We start from the raw sequence: 24,864 nt of genomic DNA on the forward strand, positions 1-24,864 counted from the left end.
TAAGGGTGGCACACTTCTTGCTTCCTCCTTGTAGGTAATTGCGGACCTGTTCTGGTTCGCCGCCTGAGGAGGACGTCTTCATTGATGGCTGGACTTGAAACGTTTTACGACGTGATGCGACGGCAGGGCATTACCCGTCGGTCGTTTATCAAATACTGCTCGCTTACCGCCGCTGCCCTTGGGTTGGGGCCGGAATTTGTGCCCCAGATTGCCAGTGCAATGGAAACCAAACCCCGCCTGCCCGTATTGTGGCTGCACGGGCTGGAATGCACCTGCTGCTCTGAAAGTTTTATCCGCTCGGCGCATCCGTTGGTCAAGGATGTGGTTTTGTCCATGATCTCGCTTGATTATGACGATACCCTCATGGCGTCTGCCGGGCACCAGGCCGAAGCCATTCTGGACGAGGTTATGGAGAAGTACCACGGCAACTATATTCTGGCCGTGGAAGGGAACCCACCCCTAAATGAAGATGGTATGTACTGCATTATTGGCGGCAAGCCATTTGTAGAGCAGCTTAAAAAAGTAGCCAGCGGAGCCAAGGCCATTATTTCATGGGGGTCATGTGCCTCGTATGGCTGTGTGCAGGCGGCAAGGCCCAATCCCACACAGGCAACTCCTGTGCACAAAGTCATTCTGGACAAACCCATTATCAAGGTGCCCGGTTGCCCTCCTATTGCTGAGGTTATGACGGGTGTTATTACCTACATGCTCACATTTGACCGTCTACCCGAGCTTGACCGGCAGGGGCGGCCCAAAATGTTCTACTCTCAGCGTATTCACGACAAATGCTACCGTCGCCCCCATTTTGATGCGGGTCAGTATGTAGAAAGCTTTGATGATGAAGGCGCTCGCAAGGGTTACTGCCTTTACAAAGTCGGCTGTAAAGGCCCAACCACCTATAATGCCTGCTCTACCGTGCGGTGGAATGATGGCGTGTCCTTCCCCATCCAGTCCGGTCATGGCTGCATCGGTTGTTCCGAAGATGGGTTCTGGGACAAGGGGTCATGGTACGCAAGGCTACAGAATGTCGGAGGCTTTGGCATAGAGGCCAGTGCTGACAAGGTTGGCATGGTTGCCGCCGGAGCCGTTGGCGCAGGCCTTGCTGCCCATGCCGCCATAAGCGCGCTCAGCCGCGCACGTTACAAAGGGGATGACGCCCAATGACCACGCTCCAGACACCAAACGGTTTTGCTCTTGATAACGGCGGAAAGCGCATTGTGGTGGACCCTCTGACCCGCATTGAAGGACATATGCGGGTTGAGGTTAATGTGGATGAGCAGAATATTATCCGCAATGCGGTCTCCACCGGCACAATGTGGCGCGGTCTGGAGGTTATTCTGCGTGGACGAGACCCGCGTGATGCATGGGCTTTTGTAGAGCGTATCTGTGGCGTGTGCACAGGTTGCCATGCTCTGGCCTCTGTACGTGCGGTAGAAGATGCGCTGGATATTCGTATCCCTACCAACGCATTTCTTATCCGCCAGATTATGGCCAAGGTTCTGGCATGGCATGATCATGTAGTGCATTTTTACCATCTGCACGCGTTGGACTGGGTTAACCCGGTCAATGCCCTGCGGGCAGACCCGCGTGCAACGTCCATGCTGCAACAGTCTGTTTCCCCCAACCATGCAAAATCTTCTCCCGGCTATTTCCGCGATGTGCAGAACAGACTGAAAAAGTTTGTGGAAAGCGGGCAACTCGGCATTTTCAAGAACGGTTACTGGGACAGCAAAGCCTATCTGCTCCCACCTGAAGCCGATCTTATGGCTGTAACGCATTATCTGGAAGCACTCGATTTTCAAAAAGAAATTGTAAAAATCCATACCATTTTGGGGGGGAAGAACCCACACCCCAACTATATGGTTGGCGGTGTTCCCTGTGCCATCAATATTGACGGCGATATGGCGGCTGGTGCGCCGCTGAATATGGAACGCTTGAACTTCATTAAGCAAAAGCTTGATGAAGCTTATGAATTTTCACAAAATGTGTATGTACCGGACGTGATTGCCATTGCCAGCTATTACAAGAACTGGCTCTACGGTGGTGGCCTAGCAAACCACAATCTTATGGATTATGGCGATTACCCAACTGTTCAGGGTGACAAATCCACCGATCGTCTACCCGGCGGGGTAATCCTGAATGGCAATTGGAACGAAATCCATCCGATTGATGCCCGTGATCCACAACAGATTCAGGAATTTGTCACCCATAGCTGGTACAGTTACGGGCAGGGCAGGGAAGATATTGGCCTTCACCCGTGGGATGGGGTCACCGATCCGCACTATGCTCTGGGCAGTGGGGCCAAAGGCACACGTACCAATATTGAGGCAGTGGACGAAAACGCTAAATATTCGTGGGTCAAGGCACCACGTTGGCGTGGTAATGCGTGCGAGGTTGGACCTCTGGCGCGCTATATTCTGGCGTATGCAAAAGGTGTGCCCTACGTTAAGGCACAGGTAGATGACGCGCTAGGTCGCTTTAATGCTCTGGCAGGCACCAGCTTTACTCCGCAACAGGCACTGCCAACCACCATTGGCCGCACGCTGACCCGTGCGCTGGAAGGGCATTATTGTGCTCAGCAGTTGCTGGATGATTATGATGCCCTGATTACAAACATCCGGAATGGCGATCTGGCGACAGCAAACATGTCCCGCTGGGACCCGGCAACATGGCCCAAAGAGGCCAAAGGCGTGGGTCTTGTCGCCGCGCCACGCGGCGGTCTTGGCCATTGGATCAAAATCAAGGATGGCCGCATAGAAAACTACCAATGCGTGGTGCCAAGCACATGGAATGCAGGCCCGCGCGATGCTAAAGGCAATATCGGCGCATTTGAGGCCTCGCTTCTGGGTACCCCCATGGCCAACCCCGAACAGCCGGTGGAAATTCTGCGCACCCTCCATTCATTTGACCCCTGCATGGCCTGTGCCACGCATGTCATGGCACCAGATGGGGATGAACTTGCCCGCGTAACAGTGCGCTGAGGGGAATAGCCTGATGGTTCCATCCAAATCAAATATCCTGACTGATGAGGATTTGCAGGGAACAAACCTGCAAGGGCAGAATGCGCGCACATTGCGTGCGCGCAAGCTCACCACAATTTATGTGTATGAGGCCCCGGTAAGGCTTTGGCACTGGATTACTGCTGCTTCCATTGTTGTGCTTGTGGTTACGGGGTATTTTATTGGCTCTCCTCCGCCCTCACTATCGGGGGAGGCCAGTAACCACTTCCTGATGGGCTGGATCCGGTATCTGCATTTTGCTGCGGCATGGATTTTTGCCGTTGGGTTTGCCGGGCGTGTTTTATGGACCTTTATGGGGAATATTTACGCGCGGGAGCTTTTTTATATCCCATTCTGGCGCAAGGATTACTGGAAAGGTCTTCTGGACGAAATACTGGTCTACGCCTTTATTAAAAAGCAGGGCGAAAAAACAATCGGGCATAATCCACTTGCCCGTACAGCCCTGTTCTTCTGTTTTACCTTAACCGGCCTGTTCATGATCATCAGCGGCTTTGCGCTGTATTCCGATGGTACTGGTATGGATAGCTGGGAAGGCAGGGTTTTCGGCTGGGTCATGCCCTGGCTGGGAGGGAGCCTTGGCACCCATTTCCTGCATCACTGGGGTATGTGGGTTATTATTCTATTTGTTATGATCCATATCTACACCGTTACCCGGGAGGATATTATGTCCCGGCAGACGTTGCTATCTGCCATGACCAATGGCTACCGCTCTTACCGGGATGATCGCCCTGAGTGAGAGGTTATTGACCACAAAACAGATCATTCTGGAAATCCAGTTTCCACAAAATCCTACCATCACATTTACGTGTTGGTAGGATTTTTGTATTTAGCCGGTTGCATATCTGCCATTCTGGAAGTTGGCACACTTCTTGCTTCTATTTGATTAAGGGAGGGGAAAGCACGGACCTGCTCAGGTTGGTTCGTTATTTTCCACGCAAAGGTGGCAGGAGGTAGCAGGCGTGGTGGCAGACACTGTTCTATATGGTGATGAACGGAAAATTCTGGTGCTGGGCATCGGGAATATTCTGTGGGCGGACGAAGGGTTTGGTGTCCGCGCAGTGGAATACCTTGCCGCACAGTACCGTTTTGGCCACGACGTGCAGATCATGGATGGCGGTACGCAGGGGTTATATCTGCTCCCTGTGCTCGAAGACCTGGAAACCCTGATTATTGTGGACGCCATAGATTTTGGTCTGGCACCAGCCACCTTACACCATGTGGAAGGCTCTGCCGTGCCTGCAACCATTGGCGCGAGGAAGATGAGCCTCCACCAGACCGGTTTTCAGGAAGTGCTGGCATTGCTGGACCTGCGTGGTCATGCGCCACGCTCCATTCATCTGGTGGGTGTTCAACCCGTTACCATGCAGGATTATGGCGGCGGACTGACTGAGGCTGTCGCCCGTCAGGTGCCGCATGCCGTACGTATGGTGTTGGACCTTCTGGCGCAGCGCTATGGTGTCTACCCCACTCCTGCGCAGCGCGCCCCCATCCCGGGTGCCGGGGTCATGACACAGGCCATAGCACGCACGGCTTATGAACAGGGCCGCCCCTCTGCAGAACTGGCCTGCCGTTACGGGGATGAGCGCGTGCTTGCACGTAAGGAGGATTATAATCCATGTGCCTTGGCATACCCATGAAAGTTTTGCGCTTCGAGGGAAGTGTGGCGTTCTGCGTAGTTGCCCCCCGGCCAGGCCAGCAGCCTGTCAGGCACGCGCAGGTTGATACCATATTGGTGCCCGATGCATGCGAAGGGACTATCTGCTGGTTTTTATGGGCATGGCACGTGCACGTATGGAACCAGAGGAAGCCCGCAAACTCCAGGACGCCCTTGAGGCTCTTGCCGCATTGGCCGCAGCACCCGCGGGCGCTGCCGAGCAAATTGTAACTCACGGGTTTGCGGACCTGTGTGACGCACCACCGCGTCTTCCCCCCCATCTGCAGGCTGCATTTGATGCAGGGCTTACGGAGGCCTGAGTAAGAAATGTCCGTTCTAGATCTTCCCTTGGTACAGGGGCTGACGGTCCGTCACGGTATGCCTGTCCTGCATGCGCTGGAGCAGGCTCAGGCAGGTTATGTACTTCTGCTGCTACCCAGCCACGCAAGAATACATTTGGAAACACCTGACCTTGCAGCCATTTTGCCGGACCTGTTGCAGTTGGGGGCTGCTTGCTTACAAGGGGCCCAGCCTGTCAATGGCGCTGTAGCCGATGCCGGGCTGGAAGCCGCTCTTGTGCGCACGGAGCGTGATCTATCCCTGCCTGCGCTGGTGTTGCTTGAAAACGGAGAGGTTAAAGCCAGCATTTCGCGCATGCGGGACTGGGATACTTATGTCAGCAGGTTTGGAGCATTGTTTGCAACGCCCAACGTGGCAGACGGGGAGCCCGTAGCATGAGCGCATCTTTTATGTTTCCTCCAGTCGGGTTTGGTCCGGGCTCGCAAATCGGGCAGGAGGACGAGGAGCTGAACTATCTGGCCATGCCCTCGGGCGTGCATGTGTACGAACCCCACGTGCCAGAGATTGATGACCCGGCCATAATGGTGGCGACACTGGCTTTTCTGGACGATTTGCAACAACAGGCACAGGCATGGCGCGCGGGGGATGCCTGCCTGCTGCCATGGCATAACCTGTCCCCCGCCGTGACAGCTGCAGTTCATGACGCTCTGGGGGAGGGAGAAGTCTCAGCCAGACTGGAAGATGCCGCAGGGTTGGTCGAGGTGCAGGAAACAGTGTTTGCGGGCATATGGGCCCTGCGTGCCTATAGTGGCTCGCAGCGACAAGATGTGCGCGAACAGGTAGAGGTTTCGGCCTTCCCCAGAGCGCTGCTGGCCCGTGCCTTCCCGCCCAGACCTGCGCGCCCAAATATTGCTGCGGGAGTGGCGGACGGAATTGTTAATGCTCCTGCCATCCTGACAGAACTGTTCGACCGGAGCGAAAACTGGCAGCCTCAGCACCACCCACATGTTGTCAACCTTAGCCTGCTGCCGCACACGCCAGAAGATATGGCCTTGCTAGAAGCCACTCTGGGCCGGGGACGACTAACCATTCTTTCGCGCGGGTATGGCAATTGTCGAATAGAGGCAACCGCCACGCCACATGTCTGGCGCGTACGGTATTATAACTCCATGGACACGCTTATTCTGGACACGATAGAGGTATCAGCCGTGCCGGAAGTTGCCTGTGCGGCAGCAGAAGATATTGCAGATTCCGCCATTCGCCTCCGTGAGATATGCGCCGTGCTGAGGGAGGAAAGCACCTCCCCGCAGGAAAAACAGGCATGAGCGGCCTTACCCCTCGTTTTGAAGGGTCCTATATGGGCGATGCCACGCGGCTGGCAGATGATGCCGTCATGGAATGCAAGATATGCTGGAGTGTGTATGACCCGGCAGAGGGGTGTGAGGTATGGCAGGTGCCCCCGCATACGCCATTTTCCAGCCTGCCCGACTATTGGCGCTGCCCCACATGCGACGGCGCAAAAGAGCAGTTTATGGTCGTGTCTGCTTCCCCCTTGCCGCCAGATCTGGAAAAGTCGGCCAATACCGGTTCCATGATGCAGACGGAACAAAAACACATGTCAGACCCCGCCAGCAGTTTTGCCCGTGCGCTGGAAGAGGTGTTTACCGATATTTATGCCAGCAAGATGCGTGGGTTGCCATTTGTAAACGAGGCCCTGCATGTCAAGGCCGTAGGATTCTGCACGTTTGAAGGGCAGTTGGTGGGAGCGCTGGTGACCCCGTGGTTCATGAATCTGATTGCGTTCCCCAGTGCCGGGGCAGACTGGTCTGGTGTGGTTTCAGGGAGTAAAAAACTGCTGAATTTCCCGTCCGGTTCATACGAATTTACAGCAGTCCTGCGCGATGGAGGGGCAGAAGCATTGCGGGGGTACTGGGCGTGTTCGCTGTTTTCGCCCGTGTTTAATTTTACGACCATGCTACAAGCAATTGATACGGCACAAGCCGCAGTAAGGGGCTTGCTGGACCCAGCGCTGAATCCTCAGTCTGGCGCAGCACACACCGCGAAGCATACTGCGCAGGCTGATCAACTCCCAGAAAAACCAGATATGGGCCGCAGGAGCCTGTTGGTCGGCCGCCCAACAGCGCGGGCAGGGGCGTAGGGATGATTGGCACAATTTGCCTAAGCGGGGGGCAGTGCGGCCAGCCTTGGCATATGCAAACACAGAGTGTCGTTGACGCCGGGCTTTTGTGTGCTGGTTTACCACCAGAGCAGGCCATAGCGTTAATTGGTCGGGTTTTTGGTCTGTGTCGGGTGGCTCATATGGCAGCCAGTGCACGAGCCATGGGGCTAGCCCTGCCAACTGTGCTCGATCACGCCCGTATGCAGGACGAGGTTTTGCAAGATCACGCCTTGGCGCTGCTGGTTACACTACCAGTGCATCTGAATCTGCCCCCCAGCGCGAGCGCCTGTGCCGGGTGTTACAGGACCGGCAGACCGGGCAGGCTCTGGCACGGGAGTTGACCGGTTCTAATGTCAGTCTGGCGCACATGAACGCTCAGGCGTTTGAAGCATGGCTTGCAACCGGCCGAACGGAAAACAGTGCATTTCTACCTCGGTTGTTCAACCGTTGCCAAAGTGCTTTGGCGGCTGCCGGGGCGGTGGTAAGCATGCCAGAATTAACTTCGCAATCCGTGCAGGCATGGCTTGCGCATGAACGGGGGCAGGGTGCTCCAGTCATGGCGTATGATGCGAGTATCTGGCCCGATTACGCACATTACCCCGTTATGCAAGCTCTGCTCGGAACCGGAGAAGTTACACCTTTTGCACGGTTGGTAGCCCGGTTACTGGAGTTTCTGGCTTGCCTGGAAGATCAGGCAGAAACCATCTTTGCGCGTGTGAATCCTTTTAGGGCCAATATGGAGCGCGGGGTTGGGGTAGCAAGGGCTGCACGTGGCATGCTGGTCCATGCCGTGCAAATGCACAACGGATTGGTAACAGACTATCAAATCCTGTCACCCACATTCTGGCATATGGCAGAGAACGGGCTTTTCCGGCAGGCTGTCTCCCGCCTGCGCTCGGGCTGCGCTAAGGTGTCGCTCGAGTGTGTGTTGGCAGCGCTTAACCCCTGCGTACCGGTTACGGTGGAGCTTACGCAGCATGCATGAAATGTCTTTATGCGAGAGCTTGTTAGGCGTGATTGAAGAAAGCGCGCGACGGGAAGGCTTTACAAGAGTCAGATGCATAAGGCTGGAAGTCGGACGCTTTGCCGGCGTGGAGCAACCCGCCATGCGTTTTGGCTTTGAGGTTGTGGCGCGTGGCACAGTGGCCGAGGGAGCAAAACTGGAGTTTGTGGACGTACCGGGGCGCGCATGGTGCTTTGATTGCGGGCAGACAGTAACATTGGAAAACCGGCTTGACCCATGCCCTAACTGTGGGGGCGTGCGCCTGCAACCGTCAGGTGGGGCTGACATAAAGCTGAAAGACATGGAGGTAATCTAATGTGCACAACATGCGGTTGTAGCGGTGATGGCGCAACGCTTGAAGGTGGAGAACATGCCCACTCCCATGGTGGGACGCACCACCATCATGACCATACTCATCCACACACGCACGAACACGAGCACGCGCATGACGGAGCGGATGAACATGACCGTCTGGATTATGGCAGTGGACCAGCACGCTCCCATGCGCCGGGACTGTCACAAGCGAGAATGGTAGAAATCGAGCGCAATATTCTCTCCAAGAACGATACTTATGCCGCCAGTAACCGTGCCCGGTTTGCACAGAACGGCAACCTTGCCCTCAACCTCTTGGCAGGTCCGGGGGCAGGCAAGACCACTTTGCTGGTCGAAACGCTTAAAATACTGGCAGGCACCATAACGTGCTCAGTTATTGAGGGCGACCAGCAGACCAGTAATGACGCAGAGCGTATCCGGGCTACCGGCACACCTGCCATTCAGGTCAATACCGGCAAGGGCTGTCATCTTGATGCCCATATGGTTGGGCACGCTGCTGAACATCTTGATGTGAGTATGGGCGGTATTCTGTTTATCGAAAATGTTGGCAATCTAGTATGCCCGGCAGCGTTTGATCTGGGAGAAAAGCGACGGGTTACGCTGCTCTCCGTAACAGAGGGGGAGGACAAGCCTCTTAAATACCCGGACATTTTTGAAAAGGCAGATATGGTTCTTCTCACCAAGACTGACCTGCTCCCCTATCTGGATGTGGATTTGGCGGCTCTGGAAGGCAATGTAAGACGCGTCGCACCTGCCGCACGTATCCTGCATGTTTCCACGCGTAACGGACAGGGCATGGCGGAATGGCTGGGCTGGTTAAAGGACGAGCGTCGAGCACTGCTGGATGCTCTGGCTGCGCAGGCACAGGCCCGTGCAGACATGCTGCGCGCAGCGGAGTGAATATAACGTGGTAGCACCTGCCTGCATTTTGGTTGTTGATGATGAACCGCGCTCCGTGGAAGTTATTGCACGTATCCTGCGTGAGGAATTTGAGGTTCTGAGCGCCACCAATGTGGAGCAGGCCCGCGCATTGCTGGAGAGCAACTGGGTTCACGCCATTTTTTGCGACCAGCGTATGCCGGGCATGAGCGGGGTGGAGTTTCTGGCAGAAGTCCGCACCCGCTGGCCGGATATCGTGCGGATGATAGTAACCGGTTATACCGAACCGGATGACATGATAGAGGCCATTAATCAGGCTGGCATCTACCAGTATATTACCAAGCCGTGGCACCCCGACCAGCTCTTGCTGGCCGCGCGGAATGCCACGCAACTCTTTGCCATGCAGCGTGAGTACGAACGTCTTTCGCTCGAGATCAGGCTTGCCCCACCTGTAGCGGAGGGACGTTTGCGCCAACAGCGGGAGCGGGTGGCGGGTAGCTACCATTTTGATTCCATCATCCGCACCACTGCCAGCCCAATGAGCGATGTTTGCCGTCAGGCGGCCAAGACAGCGATATTTGATATTCCGGTCCTGATTGAAGGTGAGACCGGAACCGGCAAGGAGTTGCTGGCCCGTGCGGTGCATTACGCAAGTCAGCGCAGCGCTGGAGCTTTTATTGCCGTCAATTGTGGGGCCATACCAGATGATCTTCTGGAATCAGAGCTGTTCGGCCATCGTAAAGGGGCTTTTACCGGAGCTCATGCCAACCGCCGTGGCCTTGTGGAAGAGGCAGATGGTGGTACGCTGTTTTTGGATGAAATTGGAGATATTTCTCCCGCGTTTCAGGTCAAGATCCTTCGTTTTCTGCAAGAGGGAGAATTCCGTCCCCTTGGCACTAACGAGACGACACGCGTGAATGTACGTGTGCTGGCCGCAACGCATAAGGACCTGCGGGCAGAGGTTAGGGCTGGGCGGTTCCGGGAAGATCTGTATTTCCGCCTGACTGGCATGGTGCTGAGTATTCCTCCATTGCGGAGTAGGCCTGCAGACATCCATGTTCTGGCGCAGCACCTGCTGGATGCTGCCTGCGCACGGCATGGCCGGCATGTACGCGGTTTTGCTCCGGGTGTTATGGATGTGCTTGTACGTTACGCTTGGCCCGGTAATGTGCGTGAACTGCAGAACGAAATTTTGCGTATGCTGGTGCTAGCCGAGAGCGACAGTCTAGGGCTGGATCTGCTGTCCCCTATGCTCATGGGAGTGGAACCTGTTTGTGCAGCACCTCCAACACTGTCTGCTCCCGAACCAGTCACGCACGCCAACGGCTCCTTGCAGGAACGCATGGATGCGCTGGAAGCTGATGTGCTGATGCAAACCATTGCCCGGTGTGGGTGGAACAAAAGCCTGACAGCGCGGGAGCTCGGCCTCTCCCGCGTAGGGTTGCGAGCCAAGCTTGAACGTTATGGCATTATTCCCAATGCGGGAAAGCAAAGTTTACAGAAGGGAAATTCCTGAAATGTGTCTTGGCATTCCCGGCCGGATCACGGCAATTGTGGATGAACAGGCCATGCTGGCCGAGGTGGATGTGTCGGGTGTGCGCAGGCAGGTGGATGTGCTGTGTGTTGCGCAGCAGGGTAAGCCACTTGCGGAGCTGGTGGGAGCATGGGTGCTTGTCCATGTAGGCTTTGCCATGAGCCGGATAAACGAAGCAGAAGCGCAGGAGACCCTGAGGCTGCTTGCCAGTATGAACGAACTGGCAGGGGAACTGGACGCCATGCGCAACAGCGCGGGGGCCTGAGCCATGCAATTTGTCAAGGAGTTCCGCAACCCGCATCTGGCAGAAGCACTTCTGGCGCAGATCAACCATGTGGCCCAGCGCATTGGCTGCACCCGTAAACGTCCAGTGACGGTTATGGAGGTGTGTGGTGGGCACACCCATACGATCTTTCGTTATGGTCTGGACCGGAAGCTGCCTGATAATATCGAGTTTGCACATGGTCCGGGCTGCCCGGTCTGCGTCCTGCCCAAAGGACGCATAGAAGATGCCATAGCCATAGCGCACAGGCCTGATGTGATTCTGGCTACATTTGGGGACGCAATGCGTGTCCCCGGTGGCAGTGGCAGCCTTTTACAAGCCCGCGCCGCGGGAGCCGATGTGCGCATGGTATATTCCCCGCTTGATGCGCTGGCCCTTGCACGCGCCAACCCGGAGCGGCAGGTTGTATTTTTTGCTTTGGGGTTTGAGACAACCACCCCCTCAACCGCTCTTACAATTTTACGGGCACATGCCGAAAATATCAGTAATTTTTCTATCCTGTGCCAGCATATTACCATTATCCCCACGCTGCATGCATTGCTGGAGCAACCAGACTTTAATGTTGATGGGTTTATTGGTCCTGGTCACGTTTCCATGGTGATCGGCACACAGCCATATGCCTTTATAGCGCAGGACTTCAAACGCCCACTGGTTGTCGCTGGTTTTGAACCGCTGGATATCCTGCAGTCTCTGCTTATGGTAATGAAGCAGATCGAGGCAGGAGACGCGCGAATAGAAAATCAGTACGCACGTGTCGTGGCATCACAGGGCAATCTGGCTGCGATGGCGGCGATTGAGCGAGTTTATGAGGTTCGGCAAGCATGCGAATGGCGTGGCCTTGGCCAGATTGCCGGGTCCGGTCTGCAATTACGAGCTGAGTGGAGCCACTTTGACGCAGAAAAACGTTTTGCCATGCAACCACATCATCTGGCGGATCAGGAACAGTGCCGCTGCGGAGACGTGCTGACAGGGCGCATCAAACCACCGCAATGTCAGGCTTTTGGCCGGGCCTGCTCCCCAGATCACCCGTCAGGTGCGCTTATGGTCTCCTCCGAAGGGGCCTGCGCTGCTTATTATGAATATCATGGTGTGGGGGAGGCTGCATAATGTCCGGCACTTTAACTGGAATTGGTGCTGATGGTCGCATTACCCTTGCTCATGGTGGTGGCGGCAGCGCCATGCGCTCTCTGATAGATGAGGTGTTTCTCGCAGCTTTTGCACAAGACCCTGCCGCTGCTCAGGAGGATCAGGCTCGTCTGGACCTGAACGCTCTGGCACAGCAGGGGGATCGACTGGCTTTTACAACAGATGCTTTTGTGGTGGAGCCGCTGGAATTCCCCGGTGGCAATATTGGAACACTTGCCGTGTGCGGTACAGTTAATGATCTGGCTGTAGGCGGGGCAACGCCTGTGGCCCTGTCTGCTGCATTTGTACTGGCAGAAGGGCTGGAGCTTGCCGTGCTCCGTCGGGTTGTGCAGGCTATGGCCCAGAGTGCTGCGCGGGCAGGTGTACGCATTGTTACCGGAGATACCAAGGTTGTACCACGCCACGCCTGTGATGGGCTGTTTGTAACGACAAGTGGCATTGGCGTTATTCGGCCCGAACACTCCATAAGCATTGCTGCCGGGCAGCCGGGCGATGTCGTTATGGTTAATGGCACACTAGGTGACCATGGAGCTGCCATATTGTGTGCGCGCGGAGATCTGGCACTTCAGGCACAGCTGCACAGTGACTGTGCGCCTCTTAATACTCTGGTCGACGCTCTGTTAGATGCAGTGCCCGATGTACATTGTATGCGCGACGCCACGCGTGGCGGTGTCGCCGGGGTGCTGAGCGAACTGGCTGAAGACAGTGGGGTGCTGGTGACTATTAAGGAGGCCTCTTTGCCAGTCCACCCCGAAGTGGAGGGTGTGTGTGAAATTCTGGGTCTGGACCCGCTGTTTTTAGCCAATGAAGGCAAGCTGGTTGTGGTTGTTCCACCATGCCATGCGGAGCATGCACTTGCTGCCATGCGAGGCCATCCATTAGGCTGTAATGCTGCAATAATTGGCACGTTACAGGCCAGTCCAAACAGGCGGGGCGCTGTCCACCTTGTAAATGAGTTCGGTGGAACGCGCGTTTTGACCATGCCATCTGGCGAGCAACTGCCAAGGATTTGCTAGCATGCCGCAAGACCCATCTGCTCCGGCTGGGAGCCTCTTCAGCATGACCGCACGTTGCATGCAGGGCTACAGGCTTCTGGTAGCTTTATTGTTTTTAAATGTTCTTGCATGGACACTGGCATGGTTCTGTTTTGGAGGTAATGGCACACTTTTGGCCTCTGCATTGCTGGCATGGATGTTTGGTTTGCGTCATGCCATGGATGCGGACCATATTGTTGCCATTGACCTTGTCACCCGTAAGCTCATGGTCTCTGGCCGTTCACCACTGGGGGTAGGGTTCTTCTTTTCTCTTGGGCATTCTTCCGTCGTGTGCCTCGCGGTATTCTTTCTGGCTGTTTTGCCGACACATGACTGGCTTGAGCGCTGGCATCTGGTGGGTGGGAGTGTTGGTTCGGCTGTATCCATAGCTTTTTTGTTTCTTATGGCGGCGTACAATGTATACGCGGCGTGGCGTCAATGGCATGCGCTCATGTATAAAACAGCTATCCCCGATACACTCTCTGGCGGTGTTATGGCGCGCCTGTTTGTCCCGGTTTTTCGGCTTATAGGGCGGTCATGGCAGATGTATCCCCTTGGTTTTCTGTTCGGTCTGGGGTTTGATACTGCAACCGAGGTTGGCTTGCTTGGCTTGGCAGCAGCCCAGAGTGCGCAGGGGCTTGGGGTGTTGGGAATCCTTATGTTCCCGTTGCTCTTTACCGCTGGTATGTCCGCCATAGATACGCTTGATGCCGTGTTGATGATGCGTGCCTATGGCTGGAGTGCACAAACGCAAACCCGCCGTCAGATTTATAATCTGGCTATTACCGGAGTGTCTGCTCTTGCCGCCATCGGGGTGGGAGTGACGGAGTATGTGGCTGGTTGGGGGGAAGACGGTGTAACCGGTTCGGCAGTTATGCAGATCGCGTCCCGACTGACCGAGCATTTCCCACTCTTGGGAAGTGTGATTCTAGTGGTATTTATGGCGCTGTGGGCTGGTGCTTTTATGTGGGATAAAACGGTGGCCCGACGGGAGACGGGCATGGAACCCATGCCACATACCCGGGGTTGAACCAGCGCCATGCGCGCAGGTCTGGAGCAGAAGGTCCGCCATAAACAGGGCGTTGCCGTAACACCCAGAATGCGCGAGGCGCTCCGGTTACTACGTCTGCCTCAACCCGATCTGGAAGCGTATATAGCCCAGCAGGTTGAGCAGAACCCATTTCTGGAATTGCCGGATTGGGAGTTTGATCACGCGATAGATCGTACTGACCCATCTGGTGCTTACTCCACTCAGGATGTAGCCGAACGACTGGTGGCATGTGATGCCTCTGTTGAGGAGCAGATACTCCGTCAGATTGCACTTTCCGTTCGACCTGCATGGCTCTGTCGTCTGGCGGCGCTGCTGTTGGAAGAGGTGGATGAACACGGCCGATTATCTCCCGCCACGCTGGATGCCTTTTGTCAGAGTCGGGGGGTTGCTCATGCCTGTGCGGAGGAGGCACGGCAGTACCTGCTCAGTCTGGACCCTGTTGGAGTTGGTGCTTTTTCCGTTGCTGAATGTTTTGCCGTGCAGCTTGATGATGAAGGGCTACTGAACGAAGCATTTAGTCGATTGCTGGGTCATTTAAACCATCTGGTAAAAAAAAATCTGAGCGGATTAGCCGCTTTATGTGGTGTGAATGCGCAAGAGTTGGAGCAGATGCTCCAGACGCTGCAACGGCTGGAACCATATCCGTACTGTCAGCAGGTTGTAGAGCCAGCACTCCTACGCCGGGCTGAACTACGTGTTGAGCGTGATGATAAAGGGGAGTGGCATGTTTTTGCCAATACCGCTTCAGAGCAAGGTCTGATGCTGAATACGAACCTGCAAAGCCAGCTTTCTCCACACATGAGCGCGCGTGAGCGTGGTCAGGTCAGAGAATGGATGACTGAAGCATATTGGCTTTTGAATGTCGTGACCAGAAGGCGTGAAAGCCTTGTTCTGTTAGGTCAGAAAATCCTTTTACAGCAGAGAGATTTTTTAAATCTAGGCATAGAGGCTTTAAAGCCCCTAACCATGCTCCAGATTGCTCAGGACATGCAGGTTCATGAAAGTACAGTCAGCCGACTTGTTGCTGACAAATATATCTCCACACCAGATGGCGTGTTACCGTTACGTTTCTTTTTTACCGCTGGTGTTGGTCAACACAAGCAGGCTCCCCTGCGCGCAGCAGTAGCAGCCAGAGCCTGCCTACGCAGAATTGTGCGGGAGGAAAAACCGGAGAACCCTCTTTCAGACAGCGCTTTGGTAGAGGCTCTGGCGCAGCGAGGGTTTACACTGTCACGGCGCACCGTTGTTAAATATCGCCAAATTATGGGAATAAGATCATCATTTTCTAGAAAATTACAAAATTTACCAATGTGAAATCAAAATAAATTAGGATTTTAATCCCATAATTATTAATCCACTCGGGTTAATGCCGAACCTTTATGGAATGCAATATGAGTGCTCTTCAGGCTTACAATCTCATATTGTGGGTTTGTTGGTGTCGCATGGTGTTGGTATCCATTGACCATAAAAGGCGCAGTATGTACGCCGCAAATACGGCCACTAACGTAACCCGCCTCGGAATTCCAAGATACAATATCGCCAATTTTAAAGGTGTCTGATGGCATGATGCCCTCCTGTTGTTGAAACTTTGAAGATCAATGGAATTTGGCAAACTGTGCCCAATTATTTATGCATGCGTATTTTTTTTACATCTGATGTCTGCGGAAATTTTTATAATATCAGGATATTTACTTAAGAAAGTTGTGCAAACTGAAACCGCCCCCTCATGGCAGCAAGGGAATTATATCACGAAGACAAATTAAGGTTGCACTAAAATTGTAAAAAATACGCTCAGAAATATTTCCGGAATCTCATTGTATGCTTACAATAGATCAGATGGCTAAAAATGTATGGAGATATTCTGTGTCGCAATATGCTTACCTTCCGCAATGGAAAGATGAGATCAGTCGTAGCCCAAGCGCCGTTTACCTGACAATTGTGGATGCTCTGGCTCTTTCCATCCGCAAAGGTGATCTGAGGGAAGGGGACAGGTTGCCCCCTCAGCGCATAATTGCAGAATATCTTGGGGCCAATCTGACGACCGTAACCCGGGCCTTTACCGAGGCGCGCCGACGCGGTCTGATTGATGCCACAGTCGGACGGGGCACTTTTGTGCGGGTTGGCGCGGGCGAGAGTCATTGGCGGCATACAGGACCAGCCGTGGTCGACCTGACCATGAACCTGCCACCCATTCCACAAGATCCACCATTACAACGGATGATCCAGACTGACATCACAGCCATCCTAAAGCAGCAGGATCTGAATACTCTCATGTCTTACCGCGTCACAGGCGGAACACTGGAGGAGCGTCAGCTTGGCGCAAAATGGATTGCCCCTGTTATCGGTCACCGGCGCACGGACGAAATTCTTGTATCCCCCGGTGCGCAAAGTGCCTTGGCGGCAATTGTCAGCACACATACACAACCTGGCGATGTTATTGTGACAGATCGCATTGCCTACCAGGTATCCGTACCATAGCAGCACAGTTTGATCTTATTCTGGTCGGTGTTGACAGCGACAAAGATGGCATGATGCCCGGCCAGCTCGACCAGATCTGTGCGGAACATCATCCCCGATTGCTTTATTGCATCCCAACAATCCACAACCCCACAACAGCAACCATGCCCTTACAAAGACGCATGGATATCCTTAAGGTCGCCCAGCACCATCACCTCCATATTATCGAAGACGACCCTTACAGCCTGCTGATGGACAGCCCACTTCCAGCACTTGCAGCCCTAGATCACGGCCGTGTCAGTTACGTGGCGACACTCGCTAAAACCCTGAGTCCGGGCTTGCGTACGGCATATATCGCACTCCCCAGTGCCGACATGACCCGGCGCGTTACGGCGGCTATCCGTGCCATAGCCTTAACCAATGCTGGTCTGCTGAGCGCGCTGACCGCACGGTGGATGCAAACAGAGCAGGCCCATACCGTCCTGCATGCTATCCGTAAAGAACTGCGTCTGCGCCAAGCTATTGCCCGCAAAGTTCTGGGGGAGGAGCACTGCATGAACCCCGATGGCCCCCATGTCTGGCTGAAACTGCCCGACTGGTGGGGTAGCGCTGACTTTGTCGCTTATGCACGCAGGCGTGGCCTGGCCTTGGTCCCCAGCACGGTCTTTACCATTAGTGGTGAACCTCCCCAGCGTGCACGGATCGCATTAGGCAGCGCGCCAGATACCTCAAGCCTTGAGGAATCCCTCCATGGGGTCCTGTCGGTGCTGCAGCACAAACGCTCTCCAGGCTTTGCCGATATTGTGTGACCTGACTGCATGCCCGGAATCTCTGATCGCACCAGATTCCGGGCCACGGCCTGCAGGAGCATGGAAAACAAAAAAACATTCATTCACAAATGCGTGATTTATAAATATAAGAAAAACAGGGGGTTATAGAAAATTCCCTCATTTGTATGCAGTCGTTACATTTTTTGTATGGACCTGTCTTTATCAAAACCTGACATGCGCCTTAGTTTGTTTTGATTGTACCCAATTTTTTAAGCATACAATATTTTACCTCTCTCTGATTCTCGTGCCACGTTTTCCCACGCAACGCGGTCAGCCCCGGCCTTTTGCCACGGACCGCAGCATATGGGAGAAATATCATGCCGAACGTCGAACATGCTCCGCATAAAGATGGCGATTGCTTTGTTAATTATGAAAACAAGGTTTTCGAAGACGTAAAAGCCAACCCCGGCGAAAAAGCCTTATCACCTTTCATACCGTTGCAAATGAAGGCTCGGTCGGGTTTGTCAATCTTCTGCAGGCCACACGCCTGATCCGCAAAGGTTTTGAAACATCGGTGCTGCTGTATGGGCCGGGTGTAACCCTTGGCGTGCAGCGCGGCTTCCCCCGTCTGGGCGATGAGGCTTTTCCGGGGCACATGAACTGCAACAAGCAGATTGCAAAAATCCTTGAAGAGGGCGGAAAAGTTTATGCATGCCGCTTTGCGCTTCAGGCCCTTTACGGTTACGGCGAGCAGAACCTGATCCCCGGCATTACCCCCATCAACCCGCAGGACGTGCTCGATATTATCCTGCTTGCCCGTCGTGACAACGCCTTCATTCTGAACACCTGGACTCTCTGATAGGCCAAAGGGAGGACCGCAAGCCATGTCCCGTATTGTTCGCGCTGCTGCCATCCAGATCACTCCCGTCCTTGGTGACGATGGTCTGGGTACAGCCCGGAAAGTCTGTCAGGCCATCCGCGATGCTGCCGAAAAAGGTGTAAAGCTCGCGGTCTTTCCTGAAACCTTTGTGCCGTATTACCCTTATTTTTCGTTCATTCAGCCCGCTTTCCGTTTTGGGGGCGAACATCTGGAACTTTACGAACGCGCTGTTGTCATTCCCGGTCCGGTAACAGACATGGTGGCCGAAGCTGCCCGCGATACCGGAATGGTTGTGGTGCTAGGCGTAAACGAGCGCGATTTTGGTACACTCTACAACACGCAGATCATTTTTGATGCAACGGGCCAGATCCTGCTCAAACGCCGCAAAATTACACCGACTTACCATGAGCGCATGGTCTGGGGGCAGGGGGATGGTTCAGGCCTGAAAGTTGTTGAAAGTGCGGTGGGGCGTATCGGGGCTCTGGCGTGCTGGGAGCATTACAATCCTCTGGCTCGCTATGCGCTGATGACCCAACATGAGGAAATTCATTGCGCTCAGTTCCCCGGCTCATTGGTTGGTCAGATTTTTGCTGATCAGATGGAAGTGACCATTCGGCACCATGCGCTTGAATCAGGCTGTTTTGTCGTCAATGCCACCGGATGGCTTACGGATGAGCAAATTGCCGAGATAGCAGGCAACCCTGCGCTCGAAGGGCCACTACGTGGTGGCTGCTTTACCGCCATTGTCTCGCCCGAAGGCAAACTACTGGGAACACCCCTGACCCAGGGCGAAGGCATGGTGATTGCCGACCTCGACTTTGCTCTCATTACAAAACGTAAACGGATGATGGATAGTGTGGGCCATTATGCCCGCCCCGAACTGCTCAGCCTGCTACAGGACCGGCGGCCAGCCCATACCGTTCATTACACTGATGAAAGTGCTTCATTCCCGACGTCGGCAGATACAGAGGTGGTGGCACCATGAGCGTTCCAACATTGGGTACGATTTCTGGTCGCAAGCTTGTTACGGATCTGCAGTCCTTGGGCCTGCAGATTGGCGAGCAGGCAGGTGGCATGACCCGCAAAGGCGGAGCGGGTCCTTCCGATCACAAAACAATTACCATTGCGGGACAGACGATCATGGTCCCGGTCTATACGTCTGGGGCCCGGCGTTCCCCGTTTCAGGCCAGTCAGCCAGACCAGAATGGTGCCAGCACGCTGGTGCGCGATGGACAACCGCTCGGCACGATCCATTTTCCGGCAGCTCCGCGTTTTTATGGGCTCACCACGGCAGACGGGATTCCTTACTGGAAAATCGCCTTGCTGCATGGGCGCGACACACTGGCAACCACGGTGCACCAGACCTGCATCCGCTATGCTGACCGGCGAACATCCTGCCAGTTCTGTGCAATTGGTCAGTCGTTGGAAGCGGGGAGGACCATCGCCTATAAAACACCAGCACAACTGGCAGAAGTGGCAAAAGCCGCCGTGAAATTGGACGGTGTGCGTGACATGGTGCTGACAACCGGCACTCCCAACATGGTTGACCGAGGCGCTGCCGTGCTGGCGGACTCAGCACGTGCTATCCGGGCTGCGGTTGACCTGCCGCTTCAGGTCCAGTGCGAGCCGCCACGTGATCATACTTGGTTCCAGAGACTGCGCGATGCAGGCGCCGACAGTCTGGGCATGCATCTTGAGGCCGCAACACAGGCTGTGCGGGAGCGGATTATGCCCGGCAAGGCTACGGTTAGCGTGACCCGTTACATGGATGCTTTTGCGCAGGCCGTACCTGTTTTTGGGCGCGGGCAGGTCAATACCTACATTCTTGCCGGTCTTGGCGACAGTGCCATGGATATTCTGGCTCTGGCTGAACGGCTGATTACCCTGGGGGTATATCCTTTTGTGGTGCCATTTGTGCCCATTTCCGGCACCCCACTGGAAAACCATGCTCCGCCATCTGCCGAGTTCATGAAGTCCGTTCTGGCCCCACTAGGCCGGATGCTGCGTGAAGCAGGCATGAAATCGACAGACATCCGTGCGGGATGTGGCCGGTGTGGTGCCTGTTCCTCGCTGTCGGCTTACGAACAATGAGTACGCTCTTTGACGGTATGGAAGACAGGCCTTTCATTCCCACGGAATATGTGGTGCGCCTTGCGCGCACACCATGGGAACGGGCTGGCTACCACGCCCTGCGCCGCGATGTGTTCTGCACCGAGCAAAAGGTCTTCATGGAGGATGACCGGGACACTATCGATCAGGTTGCCATCCCCATTATTGCTGCCTGCTGCATGGCGGGGATCCCGGACCGGATTGTAGGGGCTGTGCGTATCCATGAATCCGAACCCGGCGTGTGGCGCGGCTCCCGTCTGGCTGTGCACGCAGAGCACCGCAAGCTTGGGCGTATTGGGGCGGAACTCATCCGCATGGCAGTCAGTACGGCGCATGGTCTTGGGGCTACGCGCTTCCTCGCTCAGGTACAGGAACAGAATGTTCTGTTTTTCCGCCGCCTGCACTGGAAAAGTCTGGGGAGCGTGATGCTGCATGGCCTGCTGCATCACGACATGCAGGCAGATTTATCCCGCTACCCTGCGCATGGGCAGGACCAGACATGGCTGCTACGCCCACAACCCCGGATACGACAGGTCGCGTGATGGCGCACGTGTTAACCTCGTTGCTGCATACTCTCCGCAACGCCCGCGCTCTTGCGGGCAAGCAGGATATTGCGCAGGCGGCGGCAATCCTGGAGCCCGACAACTCCGCAGCCATCCGCCTGGGAGATGACTGCGCGGCCATACCCGATGGGGACGGCTATCTCCTTTTGGCCAGTGAAGGTTTTCAGGACAGCTTTGTCCGCGCCATGCCGTGGTTTGCCGGGTATTGCGGCGTAATGGTGAATGTGAGCGACATTGCTGCAATGGGTGGCCGCCCAGTGGCTGTTGTTGATGCGCTATGGAGCGATACGTCCGAGGCTGCGGCATCTATTCTGACCGGGCTGCATGATGGTGCACGCACCTATGGCGTGCCAGTTGTGGGCGGGCATACCAACATGCGCAGTACCCACAACTCGCTTTCGGTAGCCATTCTCGGTCGTGCGCGGCGTCTGCTCACCAGCTTTGATGCCCGTCCGGGTGAAGTGCTGATTGCGGCAATCGACCTGCGTGGTCGCTGGCATGATCCGCACCCGTTCTGGGACGCCAGCTCCGCATTGTGCGGCCCCGAAGGGGGAACCAGACTGCAGGAGGATCTGGGGCTTCTGCCACGCATTGCTGAAGACGGTCTGAGCCGGGCGGCCAAAGACATCAGCATGGCCGGGGTGCTGGGAACAGCCCTTATGCTGGCAGAATGTTCTGGTGTGGGTATGACCATCACACTTGAGAACATTCCGCGCCCTGAGTGTGCCCCTATGGAGCGCTGGTTGTCTGCGTTCCCCAGCTATGGCTATCTGCTGACAACCCACCCAGAGGATGCAGCAGCCGTTATGGCCCGCTTTCACGGACGGGGCATTGCAGCGGCTGTTATCGGTCAGTGCAATGGCTCCCAGCGGCTTGATGTAACATGGAATGACAGGACGGAAACGTTCTGGGACCTTGCACAAACCCCGCTCATGGGGTTTGCGCGATGAGCCTTTCCATTGGCATTCTCACCCATTCGACCAACCCGCGGGGTGGGGTCGTGCATGGTATGGCACTGGCGGAAGCGTTGTGTGCTGCCGGGCATGACGCAACCCTGATTGCCCCGGATGTAACGGGGGCGGGGTTTTTCCGTAAGCCCCTCTGTGCAACTCACTGCATTCCGGCAGCACAGGTACCTGATCTGCCAGCATTGGTGGAATGTCGTATCGGTGAAATTGCAAATGCCCTGCGGCATAAGGCGTCCTTTGATGTGCTGCATGCTCAGGACCCGATTAGCGCCAACGCTCTTGCGCAACTGGTGCGCGAAGGCTGGCTTGGAGGCTTTGCGCGCACAGTTCATCATCTGGACAGCTTTGCACACCCCGGCGTTGCAGCGCGGCAGATACAGGGGCTGACAACTGCAACCGAGCTTTTTACGGTCAGCCAACTCTGGCAGAGCAGAATTCTGAACGACTATGGGCGGTCCGCACCTGTTGTGGGCAATGGCGTTGATCTGGCCAGATTTTCCCCAGAACTGGAGCCGCACGATCATACATTGCGTGCCCGTTACGGGATCGCGCAGAACGTACGCCTTGTTCTGGCAGTCGGCGGGATCGAGCGCCGCAAGAACACATGGGTTCTGCTTGAAGCGTTTGAAGCACTGCACCGGGAGCATCCGGACCTGCATCTTGTTATTGCCGGGGGTGCATCCTTGCTGGACCACTCCACTTATCGTCATCTGTGTGACGAGCGGATAAGGCACGGCGGTCTGGCGGAGGCCATAACCATAACGGGGACTGTTGCGGATGAGGACATGCCCGCACTCTATCGGCAGTCGTCCGTGCTGGCCTATCCGTCACAAACGGAAGGCTTTGGTCTGTGTCCGCTTGAGGCACTGGCCTGCGGGTTACCCGTAGTCGTTCCTTCCGTGCCGCCGTTTACGGAACATCTTCAGTCTTTTGAGGCACTCTGGTGTCAGCCAGACCGCCCCGAGACACTTGTTTGCGCGTTGCGTCATGCCCTGAGTGCTCAAAGCCAGACCTGTTTTGAGATCAGCGGCCCAGCAACGGCCCGCCGTTTCGACTGGCATAGCGTTGCCAGTCGGCACCTTCCCGCATACCGGCGTCTGGCGGCTCTGCCGCACGCTGGTGTCCCTGCTTCAGGAGCTTTGTCATCATGCCCGAAATGACCTTTCGCGTGCGTTGGCCCGATGGAAAGGAGAGTGAGTGCTACTCCCCATCGCTTGTTATTCAAGACCACTTCACGCCCGGTCAGGATTACCCGGTCCGGGACTTTTTGCAAAAGGCAGAAACAGCCCTGACACAGGCCAGTGACCGGGTTCTCGCGCGCTATGGCTTTGCGTGCAGCCGCGCGCTTGGGCAGCTTCAGGCTATCCGTCAGACCTGCACGCCCTTTCTTAATCAACCCAATGCGCAGGTGCGCGTCCTGTCATTCAACTCCTGAGACGAAAGAACGACCATGACACAGAACGAAAAAAGCATTCCCGTCATTATCGTAGGTGGCGGACAGGCTGGTTTGTCCATGAGTTGGTATCTTTGCCGCGAGAAGGTGGAACATATCGTCTTTGAGGCAAAAACAGCCTGCCACTCGTGGGATGATGAACGTTGGGATAATTTCTGCCTGGTAACCCCAAACTGGCAGTGCGAGCTCCCCGGCCACCCGTACAAGGGGAATGACCCGCACGGTTTTATGGTTAAACAGGAAATTATTGATTACGTAAAAGGATTTGTGGACTCTTTTACACCACCCTTGCGTGAGCACACCGCTGTTACTTCCATCACACGGCATCAATCTGGTGGCTACCGCGTGGTGGCTGGTCAGGAGGTATGGCACGCACAGCACGTCGTCATTGCATCAGGCGCGTATCAGGATGCAGTTATTCCCGGCTATGCCAGTGCAATCGACCCCGCCATCTATCAGGTTCATTCGCAGGATTATCGCAATGCAGCCGAACTGCCCGAAGGGGCTGTGCTGGTGGTAGGGAGTGGCCAGTCCGGTGCGCAGATCGTTGAAGATCTGTTCCTTGAAAAACGCAAGCTCCACCTGTGCGTTGGTTCTGCACCGCGTGTTTCGCGCTTCTATCGTGGACGCGATGTTGTGGACTGGCTCGCAGATATGCACTTTTATGACCTGACGGTGGATAACCACCCTTTGCGTGACGGCGCACGGGACAAGACGAACCATTATGTCACGGGCCGGAACGGCGGCCATGATCTTGATCTGCGTCTTTTCGCCCAAAAAGGTGTTGGTTTGCATGGCTCGTTGGAAAACATTCGTGATGAAGTGGCCCATTTTGCGCCAGACCTGAAAGATAATCTTGACGACGCAGACAAGACCAATGCCGACATCAAGAAATCCATCGACGCCTACATTGCCCGCGAAGATCAGTGCTCCGACCGAAGCACCTTACGTGCCGGTATGGGAACCCAATGACAAAAACATTCCGCTTGATCTCAAGGCCGCCGGTATTACCTCGATCATCTGGTGTATTGGTTTTCGTCCCGACTATCGCTGGATTGATGTGCCCGTTTTCAACGGAGCCAACAAACCGGTCTGGAACCGTGGGGTGACCAATGCGCCGGGCTTTTACTTCCTTGGTCTCCCATGGCTACACACATGGGGTTCGGGGCGTTTCTCCGGTATCTCGCGTGATGCGGCGTGGCTTGCCGGCCAGATTACCGGCAAAACTGTGCACGTAGCCTGAGCGGA

General features: G+C 55.3%; 24 protein-coding genes and 3 pseudogenes. 26 read left to right on the forward strand and 1 reads right to left on the reverse strand.

Translation table 11 applies throughout. From position 1 onward, the window contains the following. Positions 1-84: 84 nt before the first annotated feature. From JCM25146_RS03370 to rpoN, 17 genes are all read left to right on the forward strand, one after another. Positions 85-1,164 (forward strand): hydrogenase small subunit, encoded by a 1,080-nt coding sequence (locus JCM25146_RS03370; RefSeq protein WP_025825895.1) that lies wholly within the window; start codon positions 85-87, stop codon positions 1,162-1,164. Then, entirely contained in the window at positions 1,161-2,981 is a 1,821-nt protein-coding gene (locus tag JCM25146_RS03375) for a nickel-dependent hydrogenase large subunit (protein WP_025825897.1), read from the forward strand. Before JCM25146_RS03370 ends, JCM25146_RS03375 begins: the two co-directional genes overlap by 4 nt. A gap of 13 nt (positions 2,982-2,994) precedes the next feature. After that, positions 2,995-3,756: a Ni/Fe-hydrogenase, b-type cytochrome subunit gene (gene cybH, locus JCM25146_RS03380; RefSeq protein ID WP_025825899.1), complete on the forward strand. Its 762-nt coding sequence runs from the start codon at positions 2,995-2,997 to the stop codon at positions 3,754-3,756. Between the two features lie 223 nt (positions 3,757-3,979). Then, complete coding sequence (locus tag JCM25146_RS03385) at positions 3,980-4,657, forward strand: HyaD/HybD family hydrogenase maturation endopeptidase (protein WP_025825901.1); 678 nt, start codon at positions 3,980-3,982, stop codon at positions 4,655-4,657. A gap of 139 nt (positions 4,658-4,796) precedes the next feature. Continuing rightward, the gene (locus JCM25146_RS22390) at positions 4,797-4,994 is read left to right on the forward strand and encodes a hypothetical protein (protein WP_159101955.1); all 198 of its coding nucleotides are present in this window, start codon (positions 4,797-4,799) and stop codon (positions 4,992-4,994) included. 7 nt (positions 4,995-5,001) lie between these two features. After that, positions 5,002-5,412 (forward strand): thioredoxin domain-containing protein, encoded by a 411-nt coding sequence (locus JCM25146_RS03395; protein ID WP_051543982.1) that lies wholly within the window; start codon positions 5,002-5,004, stop codon positions 5,410-5,412. Next, positions 5,409-6,299 carry a hydrogenase expression/formation protein gene (locus JCM25146_RS03400; protein ID WP_025825904.1) on the forward strand — a complete coding sequence of 297 codons (891 nt, stop codon included), beginning with the start codon at positions 5,409-5,411 and terminating at the stop codon, positions 6,297-6,299. The genes JCM25146_RS03395 and JCM25146_RS03400 overlap by 4 nt, the downstream gene beginning before the upstream one ends. Next, entirely contained in the window at positions 6,296-7,132 is an 837-nt protein-coding gene (locus JCM25146_RS03405; RefSeq protein ID WP_025825906.1) for a [NiFe]-hydrogenase assembly chaperone HybE, read from the forward strand. Before JCM25146_RS03400 ends, JCM25146_RS03405 begins: the two co-directional genes overlap by 4 nt. Positions 7,133-7,277: 145 nt before the next feature. Further along, positions 7,278-8,138: a nickel-dependent hydrogenase large subunit gene (locus tag JCM25146_RS03410; protein ID WP_159101956.1), complete on the forward strand. Its 861-nt coding sequence runs from the start codon at positions 7,278-7,280 to the stop codon at positions 8,136-8,138. Then, positions 8,131-8,472, forward strand: coding sequence for a hydrogenase maturation nickel metallochaperone HypA (gene hypA, locus JCM25146_RS03415; RefSeq protein WP_025825910.1), 342 nt, complete (start codon positions 8,131-8,133; stop codon positions 8,470-8,472). The genes JCM25146_RS03410 and hypA overlap by 8 nt, the downstream gene beginning before the upstream one ends. Beyond that, a complete protein-coding gene (gene hypB, locus JCM25146_RS03420; RefSeq protein WP_025825912.1) occupies positions 8,472-9,389 on the forward strand; it encodes a hydrogenase nickel incorporation protein HypB in 918 nt (305 codons plus the stop codon). Before hypA ends, hypB begins: the two co-directional genes overlap by 1 nt. Before the next feature lie 7 nt (positions 9,390-9,396). Continuing rightward, on the forward strand, positions 9,397-10,884 hold the full coding sequence (locus tag JCM25146_RS03425; RefSeq protein ID WP_035371945.1) for a sigma-54-dependent transcriptional regulator: 1,488 nt from the start codon (positions 9,397-9,399) through the stop codon (positions 10,882-10,884). A gap of 1 nt (position 10,885) precedes the next feature. Then, on the forward strand, positions 10,886-11,167 hold the full coding sequence (locus JCM25146_RS03430) for a HypC/HybG/HupF family hydrogenase formation chaperone (protein ID WP_025825916.1): 282 nt from the start codon (positions 10,886-10,888) through the stop codon (positions 11,165-11,167). A 3-nt stretch (positions 11,168-11,170) separates the two neighbouring features. Then, positions 11,171-12,292, forward strand: a complete 1,122-nt coding sequence (hypD, locus tag JCM25146_RS03435) for a hydrogenase formation protein HypD (protein ID WP_025825918.1) — start codon at positions 11,171-11,173, stop codon at positions 12,290-12,292. Then, positions 12,292-13,347, forward strand: a complete 1,056-nt coding sequence (gene hypE / locus JCM25146_RS03440; RefSeq protein WP_025825919.1) for a hydrogenase expression/formation protein HypE — start codon at positions 12,292-12,294, stop codon at positions 13,345-13,347. Before hypD ends, hypE begins: the two co-directional genes overlap by 1 nt. A 1-nt stretch (position 13,348) precedes the next feature. Then, positions 13,349-14,395, forward strand: coding sequence for a HoxN/HupN/NixA family nickel/cobalt transporter (locus tag JCM25146_RS03445; protein WP_025825921.1), 1,047 nt, complete (start codon positions 13,349-13,351; stop codon positions 14,393-14,395). A gap of 9 nt (positions 14,396-14,404) precedes the next feature. Next, entirely contained in the window at positions 14,405-15,730 is a 1,326-nt protein-coding gene (rpoN, locus tag JCM25146_RS03450) for an RNA polymerase factor sigma-54 (RefSeq protein WP_025825922.1), read from the forward strand. Between the two features lie 35 nt (positions 15,731-15,765). Here the strand turns inward: rpoN and JCM25146_RS21200 are convergent, their stop codons facing one another. Next, positions 15,766-15,981: a hypervirulence associated TUDOR domain-containing protein gene (locus tag JCM25146_RS21200; protein WP_081774740.1), complete on the reverse strand. Its 216-nt coding sequence runs from the start codon at positions 15,979-15,981 to the stop codon at positions 15,766-15,768. Between the two features lie 298 nt (positions 15,982-16,279). Between JCM25146_RS21200 and JCM25146_RS16890 the strand changes: the two are divergent. From JCM25146_RS16890 to JCM25146_RS16900, 9 genes and pseudogenes are all read left to right on the forward strand, one after another. Continuing rightward, a pseudogene (locus tag JCM25146_RS16890) lies at positions 16,280-17,682 on the forward strand (aminotransferase-like domain-containing protein). Between the two features lie 338 nt (positions 17,683-18,020). Next, positions 18,021-18,502 (forward strand): annotated as a pseudogene (locus tag JCM25146_RS16895) (MSMEG_0572/Sll0783 family nitrogen starvation response protein). 25 nt (positions 18,503-18,527) lie between these two features. Next, complete coding sequence (locus JCM25146_RS03470) at positions 18,528-19,508, forward strand: Nit6803 family nitrilase (protein WP_025825923.1); 981 nt, start codon at positions 18,528-18,530, stop codon at positions 19,506-19,508. Then, a complete protein-coding gene (locus JCM25146_RS03475) occupies positions 19,505-20,614 on the forward strand; it encodes an MSMEG_0568 family radical SAM protein (RefSeq protein ID WP_025825925.1) in 1,110 nt (369 codons plus the stop codon). Before JCM25146_RS03470 ends, JCM25146_RS03475 begins: the two co-directional genes overlap by 4 nt. Further along, the gene (locus tag JCM25146_RS03480) at positions 20,611-21,174 is read left to right on the forward strand and encodes an MSMEG_0567/Sll0786 family nitrogen starvation N-acetyltransferase (protein ID WP_025825927.1); all 564 of its coding nucleotides are present in this window, start codon (positions 20,611-20,613) and stop codon (positions 21,172-21,174) included. Before JCM25146_RS03475 ends, JCM25146_RS03480 begins: the two co-directional genes overlap by 4 nt. Then, positions 21,171-22,145, forward strand: a complete 975-nt coding sequence (locus tag JCM25146_RS03485) for a sll0787 family AIR synthase-like protein (RefSeq protein ID WP_025825929.1) — start codon at positions 21,171-21,173, stop codon at positions 22,143-22,145. Before JCM25146_RS03480 ends, JCM25146_RS03485 begins: the two co-directional genes overlap by 4 nt. Further along, a complete protein-coding gene (locus JCM25146_RS03490; RefSeq protein WP_025825931.1) occupies positions 22,142-23,323 on the forward strand; it encodes an MSMEG_0565 family glycosyltransferase in 1,182 nt (393 codons plus the stop codon). Before JCM25146_RS03485 ends, JCM25146_RS03490 begins: the two co-directional genes overlap by 4 nt. Next, positions 23,311-23,598 (forward strand): MSMEG_0570 family nitrogen starvation response protein, encoded by a 288-nt coding sequence (locus JCM25146_RS03495; RefSeq protein WP_025825933.1) that lies wholly within the window; start codon positions 23,311-23,313, stop codon positions 23,596-23,598. Before JCM25146_RS03490 ends, JCM25146_RS03495 begins: the two co-directional genes overlap by 13 nt. 15 nt (positions 23,599-23,613) lie before the next feature. After that, positions 23,614-24,859: pseudogene (locus JCM25146_RS16900) on the forward strand (MSMEG_0569 family flavin-dependent oxidoreductase). The last annotated feature ends 5 nt before the right edge of the window (positions 24,860-24,864 follow it).

Origin of the sequence: Acetobacter okinawensis JCM 25146 (assembly GCF_000613865.1) — a bacterium.
Classification (GTDB): Bacteria; Pseudomonadota; Alphaproteobacteria; order Acetobacterales; family Acetobacteraceae; genus Acetobacter; species Acetobacter okinawensis.